The organism is Kribbella steppae (assembly GCF_004342025.1).
In the GTDB taxonomy this organism is placed as follows: Bacteria; Actinomycetota; Actinomycetes; order Propionibacteriales; family Kribbellaceae; genus Kribbella; species Kribbella steppae.
In genome coordinates, this window is sequence record NZ_SLWN01000018.1 from 21439 (window position 1) to 40353 (window position 18915).

At 68.2% G+C, this 18915-nt stretch carries 16 protein-coding genes; 3 read left to right on the top strand and 13 right to left on the bottom strand.

The features are described from left to right. From EV652_RS37765 to EV652_RS37820, 13 genes are all read right to left on the bottom strand, one after another. Positions 1-282 carry a PAAR domain-containing protein gene (locus EV652_RS37765; protein ID WP_132214635.1) on the bottom strand — a complete coding sequence of 94 codons (282 nt, stop codon included), beginning with the start codon at positions 280-282 and terminating at the stop codon, positions 1-3. Positions 283-290: 8 nt separating this feature from the next. Next, the gene (locus tag EV652_RS37770; RefSeq protein WP_132214637.1) at positions 291-962 is read right to left on the bottom strand and encodes a phage baseplate assembly protein V; all 672 of its coding nucleotides are present in this window, start codon (positions 960-962) and stop codon (positions 291-293) included. Further along, positions 959-2143 carry a phage late control D family protein gene (locus tag EV652_RS37775; protein WP_132214639.1) on the bottom strand — a complete coding sequence of 395 codons (1185 nt, stop codon included), beginning with the start codon at positions 2141-2143 and terminating at the stop codon, positions 959-961. Before EV652_RS37775 ends, EV652_RS37770 begins: the two co-directional genes overlap by 4 nt. Beyond that, positions 2143-2832 carry a CIS tube protein gene (locus EV652_RS37780; protein WP_132214641.1) on the bottom strand — a complete coding sequence of 230 codons (690 nt, stop codon included), beginning with the start codon at positions 2830-2832 and terminating at the stop codon, positions 2143-2145. Before EV652_RS37780 ends, EV652_RS37775 begins: the two co-directional genes overlap by 1 nt. Before the next feature lie 689 nt (positions 2833-3521). Further along, positions 3522-3656 carry a DUF6760 family protein gene (locus tag EV652_RS45920; protein WP_255512678.1) on the bottom strand — a complete coding sequence of 45 codons (135 nt, stop codon included), beginning with the start codon at positions 3654-3656 and terminating at the stop codon, positions 3522-3524. An 8-nt stretch (positions 3657-3664) separates the two neighbouring features. Then, complete coding sequence (locus tag EV652_RS37785) at positions 3665-4051, bottom strand: phage tail assembly protein (RefSeq protein WP_132214643.1); 387 nt, start codon at positions 4049-4051, stop codon at positions 3665-3667. Position 4052: 1 nt separating this feature from the next. Further along, positions 4053-4487: a phage tail protein gene (locus tag EV652_RS37790; protein ID WP_132214645.1), complete on the bottom strand. Its 435-nt coding sequence runs from the start codon at positions 4485-4487 to the stop codon at positions 4053-4055. Between the two features lie 42 nt (positions 4488-4529). Continuing rightward, entirely contained in the window at positions 4530-6686 is a 2157-nt protein-coding gene (locus tag EV652_RS37795) for a phage tail sheath subtilisin-like domain-containing protein (protein WP_132214647.1), read from the bottom strand. 20 nt (positions 6687-6706) lie between these two features. Then, the gene (locus EV652_RS37800) at positions 6707-7597 is read right to left on the bottom strand and encodes a Pvc16 family protein (protein ID WP_132214649.1); all 891 of its coding nucleotides are present in this window, start codon (positions 7595-7597) and stop codon (positions 6707-6709) included. A gap of 57 nt (positions 7598-7654) precedes the next feature. Next, positions 7655-10558: an eCIS core domain-containing protein gene (locus tag EV652_RS37805; RefSeq protein ID WP_132214651.1), complete on the bottom strand. Its 2904-nt coding sequence runs from the start codon at positions 10556-10558 to the stop codon at positions 7655-7657. Continuing rightward, entirely contained in the window at positions 10555-12588 is a 2034-nt protein-coding gene (locus EV652_RS37810) for an ATP-binding protein (RefSeq protein WP_132214653.1), read from the bottom strand. The genes EV652_RS37805 and EV652_RS37810 overlap by 4 nt, the downstream gene beginning before the upstream one ends. Beyond that, positions 12585-12770: a hypothetical protein gene (locus tag EV652_RS37815; RefSeq protein ID WP_132214655.1), complete on the bottom strand. Its 186-nt coding sequence runs from the start codon at positions 12768-12770 to the stop codon at positions 12585-12587. The genes EV652_RS37810 and EV652_RS37815 overlap by 4 nt, the downstream gene beginning before the upstream one ends. A gap of 79 nt (positions 12771-12849) precedes the next feature. Next, on the bottom strand, positions 12850-13497 hold the full coding sequence (locus EV652_RS37820) for an AfsR/SARP family transcriptional regulator (RefSeq protein WP_206752112.1): 648 nt from the start codon (positions 13495-13497) through the stop codon (positions 12850-12852). Positions 13498-14434: 937 nt separating this feature from the next. Here EV652_RS37820 and EV652_RS37825 point away from each other — a divergent pair. The 3 genes from EV652_RS37825 (at position 14435) to EV652_RS37835 (ending at position 18727) form a co-directional block, all read left to right on the top strand. After that, positions 14435-16234 carry an alkyl/aryl-sulfatase gene (locus tag EV652_RS37825; protein ID WP_132214659.1) on the top strand — a complete coding sequence of 600 codons (1800 nt, stop codon included), beginning with the start codon at positions 14435-14437 and terminating at the stop codon, positions 16232-16234. A gap of 89 nt (positions 16235-16323) precedes the next feature. Further along, positions 16324-16992: a GAP family protein gene (locus tag EV652_RS37830; protein WP_132214661.1), complete on the top strand. Its 669-nt coding sequence runs from the start codon at positions 16324-16326 to the stop codon at positions 16990-16992. A 19-nt stretch (positions 16993-17011) separates the two neighbouring features. After that, positions 17012-18727 (top strand): SulP family inorganic anion transporter, encoded by a 1716-nt coding sequence (locus tag EV652_RS37835; RefSeq protein ID WP_132214663.1) that lies wholly within the window; start codon positions 17012-17014, stop codon positions 18725-18727. Positions 18728-18915: the final 188 nt, after the last annotated feature.

An 18915-nucleotide genomic window follows, 5' to 3' on the forward strand; every position in this document is an offset into this window, starting at 1 on the left:
TCAGCCTCCGATCAGCACGGTCGGCGCACCGGCGACGATCGGCGCGCCGCATCCGGCCATGTCACCCATCCGCAGCGCCGGCCGGGCGCCGATGAGGACGGTGGTGCTTCCGGTCGGGAAGGGGCTCGGTGGATGCGGGCCCGCGGTCGGCGGCATCGAGCAGGCATGCATGTCACCGACCACCGCAGCGGGCATCCCGGCGATCAGCACGTTCGCCACCCCGGGACCGGTGACGGTTCCGGGGTGGGCGGTCGGATCGCCCACCCGGGCTGCGAAAGCCATCGGAACTCCTAGTTGATCTTCACGACGGAGCCGGTCAGGCTGCAGGCCCCGCCGGCGCTGAGACTCACCGCGCCGGAGCCGGTCAGCGAGACGCTGGTGCCGCTGGTGGACACGGCCCCCGTACTCGTCACCGTGACCGCCGGTGCGGTGATCGTGACCCCGGCCGGACTGAGCACCAGCCGGGTCGCACCGCACTGCAGGGTGATCATCGTGTTGCTGGCCAAGGTGATCCCGGGCGGCAGGCCGGGCGCGGCCTGGGTCATGTCCGGCGTGGTGATGGTGATCGCGGGCGGCGCCTCCCGGAAGGCCACCTGGTTGCCGAGCGGTGTACGGATCGCGCGGATCTGCGGCAGCGGGCTGGGCAGCGGTGGCGGAGTGGTTGCGTTCCACAGGCACCCCAGGATGTACGGCGCGTTGACGTCACCGTGCTCGAAGGCAACCAGAACCTCGTCGCCCAGATCGGGAATCATGTACTGGCCGGACAGGAGCCCGGCCATCGGCGTCGCGACCCGCGCCCAGGCGGCGAGATCGGCGGAGTCGATGAACGGCACCTGCACCTTGACCCGGCCGAGCATCAACGGGTCGGTGGTGAGGATGACCTTGCCGACCACGACGCCGTAGAACTTCTTGTGCAGTTCGTCCTGCTCGCTCGCGCGGGCGTCCAGCACCTCCTCGATCATGGCAGGATCTCCTTGCAGACGTCGAAGTTCGTCCGGTAGCCGCCGGTGTCGATCGTGTGGGTGGCCGCGGTGATCCGGTAGTCGCCGCTGAAGTCAGGCCCGAGCCCTTCCAGCCGGATCACGGCGCCGGCCCGGATCGCCGGATCACCGATCGCCGAGGCCGAGCCGGTCAGCCTGCTGTTCAACCGCCGCCGCAGATCGCTGTAGATCCGCAACGCGCTGGTGGTGATGTCGGCCGGAGACGCGATCGGCTGATCGATGACGGTCAGCGCCGGTCCGGAGAACGGCAGGCCGGCGGCCGCGGCGACACCGGGCAGGACCGAGACCCCCAGCGTCTCGCGGTCGAAATCCCAGAACACCGTGACCAGGAAGTCGAGCGGGATCTCCCGCAGGGTGAACTTCATCGAGACCCCGGCCACCTGACCGACCGTGCTGATCCGCGGAGCGAAGTCGAGCAGCGACTGGCCCCACGCGAGCGTCATCCGGGGCGTGTACTCCTTCAGGAACCGGGACAGGTAGAGAACGTTGCCCTCCACCCAGAAGTCGGCGTCGTAGGAGTTGGCGATCTCGGCCAGGAACTGCAGGTCACTCTGGCCGCGTTGCTTGCGTCCGCTGCCACCGAACACGAAGTTGAGCGCTGCGATCGCCGTCGACGCCCCGATGATCGTGGGGTCGATCGAGGGCAGCAGCAGGTTCTCCGCGGCCAGGATGGACGCGATCAGGAAGTCGGGCAGCAGACCGAAGCCGCGGGCCGCGGACCCTTGGGCGAGCCGGTGCAGGTGGTCGTGCGCGATCAGGGTGACCGATGGCATCCCGCCGTTCGGGAAGCTCATCGTCAACCCGGTGAGGTCGCCTTCGAAGACCGGCTCGAGCGGGGACCCGGCATAGCCGAGCGACAGGTTGACCGCATTGTCCAGGTCGAGCAGCCCCGGTGGCAGACCGGTCACGCCGACCGGACCGATCCGTACGCCGGTCGGGACACTGAAACCGAGCCCGCGCACGTGTTCGCGCAGCCAGCGCAGGTCCGGGTTCGCCAGACCGACCTCGACCCGGTCCGCGGCCTGGCGCCCGTCCTGATAACGCACGCTGGTGACCGCCGTCCGCAACGGCGCGGGCAGTGGGCTGCCGTTGATCGTGATCGCGTAGTCCGGCGCGTAGCGCGGGCTCAGGGCAACGGTCATCAGCGCATCACCACACCCGACGCGAGGTCCGTGTACGGCAAGCGCGGCACGGACAACGCCGTACCGGCGACCAGCGCGAGCGGGTCGTCGATCCGGTTGGCCACCGCGATCGGCCGCCACTGAGTCGGGTCCGCGTACACATCGGCAGCGATCGCGGCCAGCGTCTCGCCCTGGCCGACGACGCGGACCTTGGTGTAGTCGGCGGTCTCCCGCTTGATCTCCTTGGCCTCCAGCTCGGCGTTGGTGAACTCGTTGAAGGTCACCTGGATCCGCGCACGGACCGGGGTCCCGTCCGGCAGGAACATCACGAACCGCTGCGCGGCCCGCGCGAGTACACAGGTGAAGGTCAGGCTCCCCCAGGTGAACAGGGCGATCGGGGGCGCGTGCGTGGTCGGGTCGATGTTCATCAGGTCGGTCACCTGGGCGACCAGTGCTCGGACGTCGTCCCCGGCCGCGTTGACCACCCGGGTGCCATCGCTATGCGCCTCGTAGGTATCCAGGAACAGTTCCATATCGAGGGTCTGCATGCCGCCGTGGACGAACTGCAGGAGAGGTGCCGACAGCCCTGGTATCGCTGCCTGTGCGTAGGTGACGTCCCGGTTGACGGTGTACTCGCCGGGGTTGAACATCACCGGCGTACGGCGACCGGTGACGGTGTTCGTCAAGGTCGCCTTCTCCAGTCCACTCATCGCCAACCCCTCCCGGTGCGTTCGAGGTGCGCGAGCAGGCGCCGGTCGATGGCGGCCACGACTTGGTCGGTCAAGCGTTCGACGTCGGCTGGGGGCGGCGGACCCGGGTTCTGCGGGGCTCGCGTCCACGGCGCTGCATCCGTGATCTCCCAGCCGGGCACGGCCGGCGGTGTCTGCGGGACCGCGGCCTCGGTGGTTGCACTACTCCCCCGTCGCAAGGTTGTTGGTACGGGCGGAAGCACTGCGTGACTGCGCGCCGGAGGTGTCACGGCCAATGGCTGACGGGTGATCTGCGAGCTCAATACCTTGGACACCACAGTCCGCGCGGATCGCTCGACCGTTCTGGCCGGCAGCGTCCGTACGGCGACAGTGTCTGTCCAGGAGTGGACGGTCGTGTGCCGGGTCGCGACCGCGGCAATCGTTCGAACCGTTCGGACCTCTCGGATCTTCGAGGGATGCCTGGCCAGAGCCGGCATCGATTGATTGCCTGGCGCAACAATAGTCACTCGGACGGCCGGCCGGATCGTCCACTGCGACATACGCCGCTGATCGACCTGGTGGAGGCTCCGGTCGATCCGCACGCCAGGTAGCCGTCGCAGTGATGAGGGCAACGAGTGCAGCCGCGCGACGGTTCGCCGGTGCTGGTCGACCAGGCGCCGGGTGAAGGCGTGGTGTCGATTCACGGTTGCTCACTCCCTCCGGTCGTCAGCGTTCGCCCGGTCGTTGAGAGCGGACACCTGGGTCGTCCACAGCCGCCGATCGCGGTGCTCGAGTTCCATCAGTTCGTCGTGCGGCCAATGCAGGTGGTAGCTGAGGAAGGCCACCTCCTCGATCAGCTGATCGACGGGGTAGCCACGGATCCCCCCAGGCCGTCCACCTCCAGCTCGAAGCTCTGCCGGCAGTTCGGGCAGCTCACCGATCGGCTCCGGTCGTCGACCCGATTGACCTCGTTGTAGAGGTCCTGCAGATGGGCGAGATCGGCCGCGAACAGACCCTCGATGACCTGCGGAGTGACGGTGTCGACCCCGTCGAGCGCGGTGACGACACGCGACATCAGGATGACGACGAGGTACGCCGGGTTCTTCTGCACCCGTGGATCGCGCAGTGGCAGGATCTCGTCGGCAGCGGTGGCCAAGCGCATCGTGCCCGTTCGCCGCAACGCGCCGTCGGCGTCGATGTACCCCATCGGCAGGGTGAACTCGTACTCGGTCCGGAACATGTCAGCCTCGCTCGAGTCCCTCGTGCGCGAGTTCGAGTGTTTCGATCGCGACATCGTTGCCCTTGGCAGAGAACTCCCCGGCCGACCACTTCGTCGGCCAGGCGTCCCGGAAGTTCCACCGCGCCTTCTCGGCCCCGGTCAGGTCGGTGATCACGATCGAGCCGCTGCGCCGGTCGGGCGTGCCGCGGACGATGCCGAGCAGCCAGTCGTACAGCTCGCTGTCGTCGGTGATCCCCCGCTTGAGCGTGATGTTGCCGTACTTCGTCGGTCCTGGCAGTTTGCGCATCGTCGTGTTGTCCCCGCCCTCGCGGTACTCGTGCACGTCGATCGTGGTGTCGAACCCGCTCGCATCGGCGAAGCCGGCCCTGGTGATGCCGTCGATCTCCACCAGGAAGGTGAAGTTGGCGTACGGGTCGATCCGTTGCCCGGTGGCCATCGGTGTCTCCTCTTCTCAGCTGGCATTAAAGCGGTACGAGGGTCAGGACTCGCTCACCTCGGCACCGCCGTCCCAGATCCCGATTCGCAGCACGATGAACTCCGCGGGGTAGGTCGGGACGACGCCGACCTCGATGTACAACCGGCCGAGTGACCTGGTCGACGGCGGGTTCAGTACCTCGTCGATCCGCACGTAGAACGCCTCCTCCGGCTTCGCGCCGAACAGCGCGCCGTCCTTCCACACCTGGGTCAGGAAATTGGTGATGGTCCGCTTGAGTCGCTGCCACAGTTGCAGGTCGTTCGGCTCGAACACCGACCCGCGGATACCTCGTTCGATCGATTGCTCGAGGAAGACGAACAGCCGGCGGATGTTGACGTACTGCCAGTTGCGATCGAGATCCCCGGCGGTCGTCCTTGCCCCCCACACGACCGGCTGCGCCTGGCCGGGGAAGATCCGCAAGGCGTTGATGCCGAGCAGGTTGATCGGCCCCTGTTCGGCGTTGCTGAGCAGGGATTCGACGCCGAGCGAGCCTCTGATATTGGTGTTCGCCGGAGCCTTGTGCACACCCCGCGTCTGATCGGTGCGCGCGTAGATTCCCGCGATGTGACCGGCCGGCGGCCAGAGCTCGGCGACTCCGGTCGCGGGGTTACGCACCTGGATCCAGGGGTAGTAGAGCGCCGCGAAACCCTTGCTGGACCGGACCGTGGCGAACTGGTCGGTGACGGTCTCGATACTTGCCGCTGGCAATGAGTCGAGCAGCGCGAACCGGTCGTACAGACTCTCGCAGTGCCCGACAAGAGCGGACTGGAGGTTGGGATCCGTGGCGCCGGGCACCACGACGAGCGAGATGTCCTGCCGAGCACCCAGCGGGTCGAGGTACGTGCTCGGACTGTTCAGCAGCTTCTGCCACGAGGCGGCCCGATCGTCGGCCACACCACCAACGAGCGGGTAGGTGCCCGGTGCCGGCCGGGAGTCGGCCGGCGCGGCCTCCTCCGGATTGGTCAGCCTGACGACCGAAGAATCGACCACAGTTCCCCAGTACGTCGGATGCCGCGAATCCACACCGAGACGCGGGTACGTGGTCGAGGCGCCGGCCGATCCGTCGAACACGACCAGGTCGAACTCCGCGCTGGTCAGCACCGGTGGCGTCTCCGGGTCGGTCAGCCCGTACGTGCTGGTGAGGCCGGGAGCATCGAGCGCGATGATGTCGCCGCCCGACGATGCCACCCGCACGTACTCGGTCGTCGCACCGGCGGTGATCGCCAGCAAGGTGCCGGGAGGAACCACCTGGTTGAGTGCCACAGTGGCCGGCGAGACGACTCGCAGCCGCCGGGCTCCGAGCGGGAGATCGGCGAGGCGCAGAGTGCCTCCCGTGTAGTCGTCGGTGCCGATCAGCGCGCCGGCCAGCGTGATCGTTGCGCCAGAGACGCCCTGGATCGTGCCGGGTGACTCCTTGGTGCCGACCTTGGCGATGACACTGTCGCCAGGACTGAGTCCGTGGTTCGCATCACTCATCGCCAGGACGGTGCGGCTCGTCATCGTCGTGATGGCGGCGGGTGCTGCACTCGCCACGACGAGAGCGCCGGTGATCAGGCCGTTGGTGAAGTCCGGCGTACTGGGCAGCGCGGTCGTCAGTACGACGCTGTCGGCAGCCACGGAGGCCACCCGCCGGGTGACTCGCTCGGCTCCCTTGACCACTGTCACGAAGCTGCCCGCCTCGAACGGGGCCGAGGTCGCGACCATCAATGTCTTGCGGGCGTTCTTCACTTCTGCGATAGGCAAGCCGCCTACCTTGGCCAGCGCGTCGTCGACCCGGCTTGAGTCGGTCACGGTGACAGTGACAGTGTCCCCGGCCGGTCCCTCAGCCACAGCGATCGCGGTCAGCGCGACACCGGTATCGCGGTCAGGCAGGTCAGCCGCGGACTCCTCCGCGTCCGAGACCCGGACGACGTAGGCCGTCGTACCGCCGTTCAGGAAGAAGCCGTACGCGCCCTGGGCCAACCAGGCCTCGGGCCCGGACAGGAACCCGCCGAAGACCTCCTGGAACTTGTCCCAGCTCTGGATCAGAGTGGCGGTGTTCCGCGGTCCTTTCTCGGCGACCCCGAGGAACGCGGCCGTGCTCGTACTCACCCCTTCGATCGGGGCCGCCGGACCGAACTCCTCGATGTACACGCCTGGATAGGAAACCTGGACAGCCATGGGTGCTCCTCGGCGCCGCCCTACGGGACGGCGATGTCGTATCGTCCGAGCGGGTCGGGGACGTTGATCGCGACGCTGTGGCTTGGGACCCCCGGAGCGCTCACCTGGAGGACATGTGGTACCGGGCGGAGCCCGGCGAACGTGAACCGCCCGTCGGCGCCGGTGTCGACCGACTGCAGCAGGACGTCGTCACGGCGGATGCTGACGGTCGCGTCCTCGAGTGCCGCGTCGGCCTGCGTCACGGTGCCCGCGATCTGGACGAACACCTCGGCCGTCGCGGGATCGTCGCCCTGCCTGAACTCGATGATCCGCGTCGTCACCATCGGCCCGCTGACCTCGGTGCGCAGCCCGACCGGGACCGTGACGATCAGCCAGATCGCCGGCCTCCAACGGATACCGGTCCCCATCGATCCCCAGAACTCCGCCAGCTTGAGGAACCCCTCGGGCGGTACCACCTCGACCGGGAGCGAAGTCTCGGCGATCAACGGATCGAGGTCCTTGAAGGCCTGCGAGTCCCTCGGGTAGATCGTCGCGGGGACCAGTGGCATCGACCGCAGCAGCGCGGCCAACGCGTCGTACAGCAGCTTGTGCTCATCCAGAGTGGGCTCGGTCGCCGGCGTGACCGTTGCCGGGCTCCACGCCGACACCAGGTAGTGGCAGTCGACCCGCACCGGGTCGGGAGTCCGCGTCGGGCCTTGCGATCCGCTGCCGCTGATCCACTCGTTGGAACGCAGGTCCCGCCGCTCCCGGACGTCGAAGAGGTAAACGTTGAGCGCGTTCACCCGCAACTGGCTCACACTCGCCAGCCACGCCTCATCCGGCGGCTGAAAGCGCACCTGCTCCTCACCGCTGACACCGGGCACCCCCGCCATCAACACAGTCCGCAGCAGATTGTCCACCTGATCAAGCACCCGCCGATCATGCGCGACCCCCCGTCATCCTGCCGTGACCCCACCGTCTTCCCGACGTCATTCCTGGTAGAAGAACGGGTCGTAGTCGGCTTCCGACGGGCGGTACGGCAGGACTCCTGCTCGCGCCTTCGACGCGCCACCCAGATGGGGGATCTTGCTGTGCATGGCGGTCGGCACCAGCGACATCGTCTCGACATCGGGCTCGTGGTGCCACGTGTGCGGCCCGTCCAGCACCTCGCCGAAGTTGTCCGGCACCCCGCCCTTCTCCCACTGCTCGATATGCGTGACGTTCTTCCAGCGGCCCTTGTACTGGCGCATCAACGAGCGGCGAGCCGGCGGGAAGTCCTTCTTGTCCACACCCTTCATCTTCACGATGGCTTGTTCCTCGGCGAACGGCTTCATGACCGGCTCGCCGTTGATGTACTTGATCGGCTCCGAACCGGTCGCGCGGTTGACGTCGGGATCGAACGACACCCAGTCGCCCTCGCCCGGTATCTCGCTGTCCCAGGCACCGTCGCTCTCGGGCAGCCGGCGCGGCCCGGCCACCGGCGTGTCTTCGTAGGTTCGGGCCGCCTTACCTCGCTCCATCCGTGCGCCCTTGCCGCCGAGGAGATCCAGGGCGTCCTTGTCGACGTACGGATCGCCGGTCAGCCGTTCGAGGTAGTTCTCGGTCCGATCGGCGATCTGCTGGGCGCGGGCCGGATCCTTGCGCGCCGTCCTCCGGATGCGTTTGATCAGCGGGTCGATCTTCGCGCGCATCGCCGGTGTGTAGTCGTTCTCGAGCCGGTCGAGCGACTCGTCCAACGCCGGATCTCCGGTCGGCTTCGGCGCCTTCTTCGGCTTGGCGGCTGTGGTCTTGGCTGCCTTGGGCTTGGTGGTCGTGGTCTTGGCCGCCTTGGGATTCGGGGCCTTGGGTTGGGTGGTGGGCGGGGCTGCGGGTGGTTGGGGTGTGGGCGCGGCCGGGGGTTCGAGGGCGGTGGTCGGTGGGGCGGTCGGTTCGGCCAGGGGCGGTTCTGGTGTTGCGGGTGGTTCGGCGGCTTCGGTTTTGGGCGTCTCTAGTTTCTCCACAGGCTCGGGCGTCTCTGGCTTCTTCACCAGCTCGGGCGTCTCGGGCTTCTTCACCAGCTCGGGCGTCTCGGGCGGCTTCGCCGGTTCCGGTGCCTTCGGGAGCTCTGGGGGCGGGCTGGGTTCGGGGGTCGTCGCGGTGGTTGGCTTGGTTGCGGCGGCGGGTTTTACGGTCTCGGGAGTGGGTGGGCGTTCGAGTACGTCGGGGGTCTTCAACGTCAGCGATTCGGCGGTCGGGGCCGGTGGCTTGGGGGTGGCGCGGAGGGCGTCGTCGGTCAGGCTTGCGGCGGCCTTGCCTGCCGCGGCCTCGACTGCGGCCGGCTTCTTCGCGATTCCGAGCAGCTTCTCGAGGAACGACTTCAGCGCCGTGATGGCCTCCTCGAACGGCTGCAGCACCGGGCCGAGGATCTTCTCCAGCGGTTTCAGCATCTTCCTCATCGCCGTTCCGAGAAACATCTCCACCGCGTCGATCGCCTTGCCCACTGTCGCCACCAGTTCGGCCGCCCTTCCCACGACGACGCCGGCGCCCTTGGCGACCCGTTCCAGCGCCACCGCGACCTTCGCGACTCCGGCCGCGATCTGCTCGACGGCATTGCCGACGCCCGACGTGAACAGCAGCAGCGCGATCTGGACGGCCACGAACCCCACGGCGTACCCGAGCTTGCTGCCGATCTGCGACCACGGGGTGTTGAGGACCGCGGCCTCGCCACCCTTCAGCATCGATCCGCTCCACTCCAGCGGCCCCATGGATCCGGGCTCTTCGGCCGGCTTCTCGGCCGGCTTCTCCGCCGGCTTCGGGGCGAGCGGCGCGGTCAGACTGTCGACCACCGCGGTGGCGCCTGCCTTGCCGAGGTTCCGGGCCTGCTGTTTGGCGAACTCGGCGAGGTTCCCCTGTGCCTCGAGGATCCCGACGATCGTAGCCGCGGGATTGTTCTTGGCGTTCTCCCAGGCGTCGCCGACCCGCGTTCCGATCGCGCCGACCTTGGTCGCCACCGCCTGGGCGTCGGCAGCCAGACCGCCGGGATCGGACAGCACGCTGGCCAGCATCCGGGGACCCAGCAGTTGGATCTTCTCGGCCAGCACCGCCAGGCTGAACAGGTCCGTGATCGGGCTGATGACACCCAGGACCAGTCCGGCGTAGTAGCCCTTGACGAGTTGCGCGACGTCGCCCGCCCCCATGCCGAGCATCGCCCTCAGGAAGTCGATGCCCTTGTTGCCGGTCCACAGCTGGGCGATCAGCTCCTCGGCGAAACCGATGACGGCGTGCTGGACCAGGTCCGCCGCAGTCGAGCGGACACCGAGCGAACCCATCACCTGGTTGACCATCTTCGACTGCAACTGCCTCATCAGCCGGCTGGACAGATCCCCTTGCTTGCTCTCGTCGCCGCCCGCGAAGCCGACGGGCGCGCCGGGACCGACGTCGACGTACCGGCGGCCCGCCAGCGCTCCCTCGACCGCCCGATCGGCGAGACCTTCGTTGGCAGCAGCCGGCGGCTGCCCAGGGCTCAGCCCACGGCCGCGTTCCTGTTGCACGCTGTGCGCGAGCTCGTGGACGAGCAACGGGAAGTTGTCGCTGCCGAGCACGATATGAGACCCCACCGTGTACGCCGAGGTGCCCGCCTCGCGGTTGGCCTGCTGGGCGTTCGATCCGGTGTGCAGGCGGACCGCGGACAGGTCGGAGCCGAAGGCCTGATTCGCCCAGCTCCGCAGTTCCGGGTCCAGCGGCGTACCCAGGTCGCCGCGCGACGGCGGGTGACTCTCGACCACCCGCGCGAACGCGGAGTTCCCCATCCTGGTGGCTGGTGGCTCTTGCCCGGACTCGGCCGGACCTGAGTGGCCGGGCTCGAGGTCCGCCTCGTCGAGTTCGCTGATCGGCGCTGTGCGGGTCCGGTTCATCGTCCCTCCTCCACCGACGAGCCCTCGATCGGTCGGCCGAGCTTCTGGTACTCGCGCCGTACGGCGTGCTCGACATGGTGCGCCTGCACCGTGTCGCCTTCGGTTCTCGCGAGGTACGCCGATGCGACTGCCACGTTCCGGATCTGGCCCCCGGACAGTCGGTGGCGAGCAGCCAGGCCCGGCAGGTCGAGGTCGGCCGCGAGGTTCACCTGGGGCGGGAAGACGCGCTGCCAGATCAGCAGCCTGTCCCGCTCGTCCGGTAACGGGAAATGGATGTCGAAGGCCAGCCGGCGCAGGAATGCCTCGTCGAGATTGGTCCGCAGGTTGGTGGCGAGGATCGTGACGCCGTCGTGCTCCTCCATCCGCTGGAGCAGGTAGGAGATCTCGACGTTGGCGTACCGGTCATGGGAGTCCCGGACCGCCGATCGCTTCCCGAACAAGGCGTCCGCCTCGTCGAAGATCAGCACGACATCGGCCGTCTTCGCCGCGGTGAAGATCCGGTCCAGGTTCTTCTCGGTCTCGCCGATGTATTTGCTGACCACCGTCGACAGCTCGACCCGCCAGAGCTGTAGACCGAGTTCCCCGGCGACGATCTGGGCGGCCGCCGTCTTGCCGGTACCGGAGGGCCCGCTGAACAGCGCATGCAGGCTGTTGCTCGTACTACCCCGCCGCATCCCCCAGTCGTCGAGCACCTCTGTCTGGAGGCGTACCCGGTTGCTCAACTCACGAAGCTGGTCGGTCGTGTCGCGCGGGAAGACGAGATCTTCCCATCGGTGGCAGAGCTCGACCTGCCGCGCCACCGTCGCCACTCCACGGGCCGCCAACTCCCCCGCGGCCTCCGCGGCCCGCCTGGGGCTGGAAACGGTCCTGTCCCCCAAGGTCGCGGACGTACGAGCCATCCGAACCGCGTCATCAATATCCGAGGTACTCAACCGATACGACCGCGCCAGGCTGTCGACCTCGTCTGCGGCCAACTCGAGCCCGACCTCCTGCGCTGCCGTGAGCCAGCGCGAGCTGCGGATCCGCAGGTCGGCAGGTGGGACCACGACGGGCAGGAATCCCATCGACAGCATCGCTGGACTGGTCTCCGGCGCGGTGACCACGACCAAGTCGAGCTCACCGAGGAGCTCGCACCACCGGTCGACATCGCATGACGGCGCGACGACCACCGCCTGCTGCCACCGCGCCTCACGCTGGATGAGTTCGGCATGCTGACAGCTCGTGGGGTCCACCGTGAGCATCGGCCGACCGCTGCCGGCGACCATCGCCTCGGCGACCTGCCGAAGCAATCGGCTGTCCCGGCCCGTCACCTGGACCCGCGCATGCTGTCCCTTCAGCAAGGTGGCAATAGCCGAAACCTGCGCTGCCACCGCCGAAGTCAGTGGCAGCGAACCGACGTCACCAACTGCCTCGGACAGCCGCGCAACGGAAGCCAGCCGCTCGTCGAGGTCCCCGCCGCCAAGGAAGAGCCGGCGGACCTGGCGGTCGAGCCGGAGCGGCTGTGCGATCAACGGCCAGGTTCGGTTGGCGTCGTCGCCCACCTCGATGAGGTGGTCGGCTCGGAGCCTTGCGCCACGGTCGAAGAGTTCGAGGCAGCTCAGCCGTTCCTCGGCATCTTGGCAGAAGAGATCGAGCACCAGTCCGACGGTCGGCTGCCGCCGGGTGACGTCGTCCTGTAGGTAGCCATAGATGCGCCCGTACTTTCCATCGATCTCGGGAGCGAGCGCGAGGAGCATCGCCGCGCTCTCCACGGAGCTCAGACCGAGGACCGGACCGAACTCCGCCGACCCGGCTCCGGCCAGCAATGGCACCCCCGGTGCGCGCGCGACCAATCGGTCGAGCTCGTCGAGGCCGACGTACAGGCCGCGATAGGGATCGCTGGCCGGCCCGACGCCGTACCGCTCCTGGGCGGCCGCCCTGGCGAGGTCCAGTACGTCGTCGAGTTGTTCGAGCCAGCCGAGGATCTCGCCGATCTTCGGCACCGGCCACTTCCCTCCGCCCGACCGCGGGATCCCGGTCACGACGGTCATCCGTCGCAGTGATCGGCGTCGCCGAGGAAGCCGGCCAGCCACCGTTCGACCTCGGCCCGCAACTCGTCCGCACCCACGACGGTGATGCTCAGCCGCGGCTGATCGCGCACGGACACACTGCTGGTGATCCGGTAGTGATCCGCGCCGCCGGCCAGATCGTCGAGGGCGCGGATCGCCAGCACGCCTACGCGCCCCGTCGGCCTGGGGATCGGAAGTCCTCGGATCGGAGAGACCATGACCGAGATGGTCACCCTGTGGTCGTCACGCCACCGTGATTCCAACGTCATGCAGGGCCGGGCCACCCACCGAACGAGCCAGCAGGTCGGTCATCGCCTCGGACGGTCGTAGCCCCAGCTCGTCGCGAAGGAGCCGCGCGCAGGCCTGGTACTGATGGATCGCCGCGCTCCGGTTGCCCTGGTCCAGGTACGCCTTCATGAGCAGCAGGTGCGCCGTTTCCCGCAGCGGCTCGCACGCGATCGCGTCGAGACCGGCGACCACCGCCTGCGCGTGCCGGCCGAGCAGGAGAAGTTGCTCGCCGAGCGCCTCGAGCGCATGCAGCCGAAGTTGCCGGAACTGCTCCTGGGCGACCAGGATCCAGTCCTCGGCCCAGTCCACCAACATCTCCTGACGGAGCAACTGGAGTGTGCCGGGAACGTCGGCAAGGTCGTACTGCCCGTCGATCAACTGGCGGGCGCGGAGGGCCGCCTCGTGCGCGTCGACCGCCACGGTTGACATCAGGCTCAGCGTCGTCGGGGTGACCTGGACCAGCGGTACGCCCAGTCGCGAGAGATTCCAGACCGCGGTCCGCAGACTCGACAGCGCTCGTTCCTCGGTCGTGTCCGGCCACAGCGTCCCGGCCACCGTCACCCGGCGAGCTCGTCCGGAGTGGAGGGCGAGGAACGCAAGCACACGTTCCGCCCGGCTGCAGATGGGGACCGGGCCCGCTCCAACCGCGACGCCCAGCTGTGGCAGCAGGTGCAGATCGACATGGAGCCCCCCTTCAGAGTGAGCGGGTGGCGGACGACCCTGGTCGAGTACTGGCGATCTCGAGTCACGCATGTCTGACTCCCACGCTGAATATGCCGCCAACGATGTCAAGCGCGACGTGACTCATACGTGACGCCAGCGTCACCCGGGCAGGCCGGCCAAGGCCGCGCATGGATTCCCGTCCGTTGATTGCAGCCGAACGTTGCAGACCGAGCTGTCGTTCGGTCGCGTCAGCGTCCCGTTCGCACGCGAAGTACCCGGACACATGCAACCGCAGTCCACCCATAGCGCAACCCCCTGCGATCGCCGGTCGCGCTGCTGACAGACCTGCGCGCGACACGCGGCGACCCCCGTTTTCCACTCTGGCACGGCTGACCGCGGAGGCCAACACATCAGCCGCAACACACTGTCCACGCGCCCGACGAACCAATCGGACAAACCCGGCAGAGTCCAACGATTCATCCAATCGACGCGACCCCCACTCGTCCCTCCTCCGTGCCGCGGACTACTTCGCCACCATCGGCATCCCTACACACCGCACTCGTCGACCTGCCTCCAACCGTCCAACTGTCACCCACGTCATGACCGAGCACATCCAGTGCCCCGCGTCGGCCGCGAGGTCGCGTGGGGCGGGTCCGCGGGCGGAGGACGCGCTGGCTTGATGGGATGCCGGCGCTGGACGGGATCGCGGCACAGGCGTCTCGCGGTGCGGCATGTCTGGCGAGAGCGCGCGCCTCTGATCGGTTGCGTTGCGTCACCGTTCATGCCCAGCTGCCATCGTCCGCTGCGGGTGAGGCGGCTTGTCTGGGCGGTTGTCAGGATCGTGGAACGGGTTCGCCTAGCGAAGGGAGCCAGGATAGTGCTTGCGGATCTGAGCGATCGTACCGATTTTGACAACGCGAACAGGGGTTTGGTGTCGCGTCTGGAGCCGGGGGTGATCAAGGCTGCGGACGGTCGGGTGGTGTATGACGCCGACGCCTATACCAAGGCCACTGCTGGAGACTGCCCGGCTACGGTCGATCCGAGCCTGTGGCGGCAGAGCCAGCTGACCGCGATTCAAGGCCTGTTCGAAGTGACCGAAGGCATCTATCAGCTTCGGGGCATCGAACTGTCGAACATGACCATCGTCGAAGGTGAGACGGGCCTGATCGTGATTGACCCGGCGGTATCCGCCGAGGTGTCGGCGGCCGGGCTGGCGCTCTACCGTGAGCACCGCGGCGATCGGCCGGTGCGGGCGGTGATCTATACCCATTCGCACATTGATCACTTCGGCGGCGTCCTCGGTGTGGTGGATGCGGACACGGACGTGCCCGTCGTCGCGCCGACTGGCTTCCTTGAGCACGCAGTGTCGGAGAACGTCTACGCCGGGACGGCGATGCTGCGCCGCGGCATGTATCACACCGGCATGGGGCTGCCGGTGAGCGCGACTGGAAACCTCGGAGTCGGGCTCGGGCCGGGGACCTCGACCGGCACGGTCGGCCTGATCGCACCCACTCTGGACATCACCCACACCGGCCAGGAGGAGACCCTCGACGGGGTGCGAATCGTCTTCCAGATCACGCCCGGCACTGAAGCGCCGGCCGAGATGAACTTCCATTTCCCAGAGCGCCGCGCCCTGTGCTTGGCCGAGAACGTCACCCACAACCTGCACAACCTGCTGACGCTGCGCGGTGCCGAGGTGCGCGACGCGCGCGGCTGGTCGCGCTACATCAACGAGGCCATCGAGTTGTTCACTGACGACATCGACGTGGCGTTCGCGTCCCATCACTGGCCGACCTGGGGCTCGGACAACATCGTCACGCTGATGCGACAGCAGCGGGACCTGTATGCGTTCCTGCACGACCAGACGCTGCGACTGATGAACCAGGGCTACGTCGGCAGCGAGATTGCCGAGATGATTGAGGTGCCGCCCGAGCTCGACGCGGCCTGGCACACCCATGGTTACTACGGCTCTGTCAGCCACAACGTCAAGGCGATCTACCAGCGCTACCTCGGCTGGTACGACGGCAACCCGGCACACCTATGGCAACACCCACCCGAGGCCGCTGCCGCCCGCTACGTCCAGGTCATCGGCGGCCTCGACGCCACCGTGGCTCGGGCCCGCGAGTTCGCCGACGCCGGAGACCTCCGCTTCGCCGCCGAGCTCGCCAGCCACGCTGTCTTCGCCGACCCAGCCCACGCGGGTGCTAGGACGCTACTCGGCGAGGTTTTCACCCGTCTTGGTTACGGGTCGGAATGCGGCACCTGGCGCAACAACTTCCTCACCGGCGCACAAGAACTCCATGGCCCAGTTACACCCGCCGCCGTCAGCGCAAGCGGGATGGCAGCGGCCCTCACCATCACCCAGCTCTTCGACAGCCTCGCTATCTGTGTCGACGGCAAGCGCGCCTGGGAAACCACCGCGTCGATCCGATGGCACTTCAGCGACACTGGCGAGACCTACCGAATGGAACTGTCCAACGGCGTCCTCACTCACCACCCGACCAGCCGGACCAAGGACGCAGACCTCGTGATCACCCTCACCAAGCCGCAACTGCTGGGCATGCTCGGCGGTGCGGGCACCAACGGCGTCCAGTTCGACGGCGACCCCAAGACTTTCGCCATGATCGCCGGCCTCGCAGACCAACCCGACCCCGGCTTCGCGATCGTTACCCCCTAAACCGCGCGATCAATCCCGTCCGCCGACCCCGACGCATTGGTGAATCATGAGTCGGCGGTCGGGTCGCCCGAGCCAGATCGGAGCCTGCCATGAACGAGGTCATCGGAGAGTTGCTGCCGCTGGCGGTCGGGGTGGCGATCAGTCCGGTCCCGATCATGGCGGCGATTCTGATGCTGCTGGCGCCGAGAGCCGGTGGGACCAGTGCAGGTTTCCTGCTCGGGTGGGTCGCCGGGATCGCTGTGGCGACGGGCGTGTTCACCGCGTTGGCCGGCGTCGGATTCGGGGATTCGGACGAGCCGTCGGCCGCGGTGTCATGGGTCAAGATCGGCTTGGGTGTGCTGTTGCTGCTCCTCGCCGCCCGGCAGTGGCGGGCGCGGCCGAAGCCAGGCACGGCCGCGGCGCTTCCCGGGTGGATGTCGGCCATGGACAGCTTCACGCTGCCGAAGGCGGCGGGGCTCGGGTTCGTCTTGTCGGCCGTCAACCCGAAGAACCTGCTGATGTGCGTTGCGGCGGGAACCGCCATCGGCTCCGGCGGGCTGTCCGGGGGCGGAGATGTAGTTGCGGTGGCCGTGTTCACCGCGCTCGCCGCGAGCAGCGTGGCCGTGCCGGTGCTGGCCTATGCGGTCGCCCGCGACCGGCTCCGCGGGCCGCTCGACGGGTTGAAACAGTGGCTGCAGGCCCACAACGCGGCGGTGATGAGCGTGCTGCTGCTCGTCATCGGCACCGTCCTGATCGGCAAGGGCATCGGCGGTCTGTAGTCCGACCTAGGGAGGCGGGATGACGCGCATGGTCCCGGTGCTCTTCGGGTCGTTCGCCGGGTACCGGTCCCGTTGGCTGCGTCGGGACGTGGTCGCGGGCCTGACGGTGTGGGCGGTGCTGGTGCCCGAGTCGCTGGCCTACGCCACCATCGCCGGTGTCCCGCCAGTGGTGGGGCTGTACGCAGCGGTGCCGGCGCTGGTCCTGTACGCGATGCTCGGAAGTTCCCGGCACCTGGTGGTCGGCCCGATGTCGGCGACGGCGGCACTGTCAGCAGGGATCGTCGGCACCTTCGCCGCCGCCGGCGGCGACCGGTACGTCGCGCTGACCACCGCGCTCGCGCTCATGACCGGGGTCGCCGGCGTAGCCGCCGGGCTCGCGCGGCTCGGGTTTCTGGCCTCGCTCATCTCCGAGCCGGTGTTGAAGGGGTTCATCGTCGGGCTGGCGCTGACGATCGTGGTCGGGCAGCTCCCCAAGCTCTTCGGGATCGACAGCGGTGACGGCGACTTCTTCGCCAAGCTCTGGCACCTGCTCACGTCCCTGGACCAAACCAACGGGGCAACGCTGGCGGTCGGTCTGCTCAGTCTGGTGGTCGTGCTCAGCCTGCGCCGGTGGCTACCGCTCGTCCCGGGATCGCTGGTGGCGGTCCTGCTCGGCATCGCCGCCGTCGCCGTGCTCAACCTCGACCAGCACGGCGTGGCGATCGTCGGACCGATCCAGTCCGGCCTGCCGGCGCTAGGCCTCCCCTCAGGGTTGGGGAAGGATGACTACCTCGCCCTGGTGGGGCCGGCCGCGGGCGTGTTGCTCATCGGGTTCGCCGAGGGACTGGCGGCGGCGAAAACCTACGCCGCGCAGGCGGGCTACGACATCGACGCCAACCGGGAACTGGCCGGTCTGGGTGTGGCCAATCTCGGCGCCGGCCTCACCTCCGGGATGGTCGTCAACGGCAGCCTCTCCAAGACCGCCGTCAACGGCGGCGCCGGGGCCCGCTCTCAGCTCAGCGGCCTGACGGTCGCCGCCCTCACGCTGGTGACGCTGCTGTTCCTGACCGGCCTGTTCGAGCAACTGCCGGAGGCCACCTTGGCCGCCGTTGTCATCGCCGCGGTCGTCGAGCTGATCGACCTCCCCGCTCTGCGCCGGCTCTACAACGTCTGGACCCAACGGCTCGCCGGTATCTATGGCCCGGCGGCCCGCGCGGACTTCCTGGCCGCGATCACGGCGATGCTCGGCGTACTGGTCTTCGACACTCTGCCCGGCCTGGTGATCGGCATCGCCGTCTCCATGACGCTGCTGCTCTACCGAGCCAGCAGGCCGCACGTGACCCGGCTGGTCCGCAGTGCCGACGCCGGCCGGCCCGGGCTCTGGGTAGACGCCGACCGCCACCCCGACCTTCACCCGCAGCAGGGCATCGTCGTGGTACGCGTGGAATCCGGGCTCTTCTTCGCCAACGCCGACCACATCCGCGACCGCATCCGCGACCTCGCCGCAACCGGGGCCACTGCCGTGGTGCTCGACGGCGAGACCACGCCGTTCATCGACGTCACCGCGGCCGGCATGCTCGACCAACTCACCCGCGACCTCGCCGCCCACGGCGTCCGGCTCTACTTCGCCCGCGACATCGGACAAGTCCGCGACGTCCTACACCACACCGGGAACGGATCCGGGATCGTGATCTACCCCGACCTCGACGCCGCGGTCACCGCCGCACGCGAACACTCGACGCGACCTGGCACCTAATACCCCCACCACTGCTCCTTGCCGAAACCTGCCGGCGGCCGCAGACCCTTCTTTCACATCGGCGAATCCGCACTTGAAGCCGCGTCCGCGGTTCAATGGCGCCGGCTATCGACTGTCCGCTACGCAGGACCGAGGGCCGCGGATGAGGCGCAGGATTACGGCCTCGTCAGCCAGCTGCTGTGGCGAGG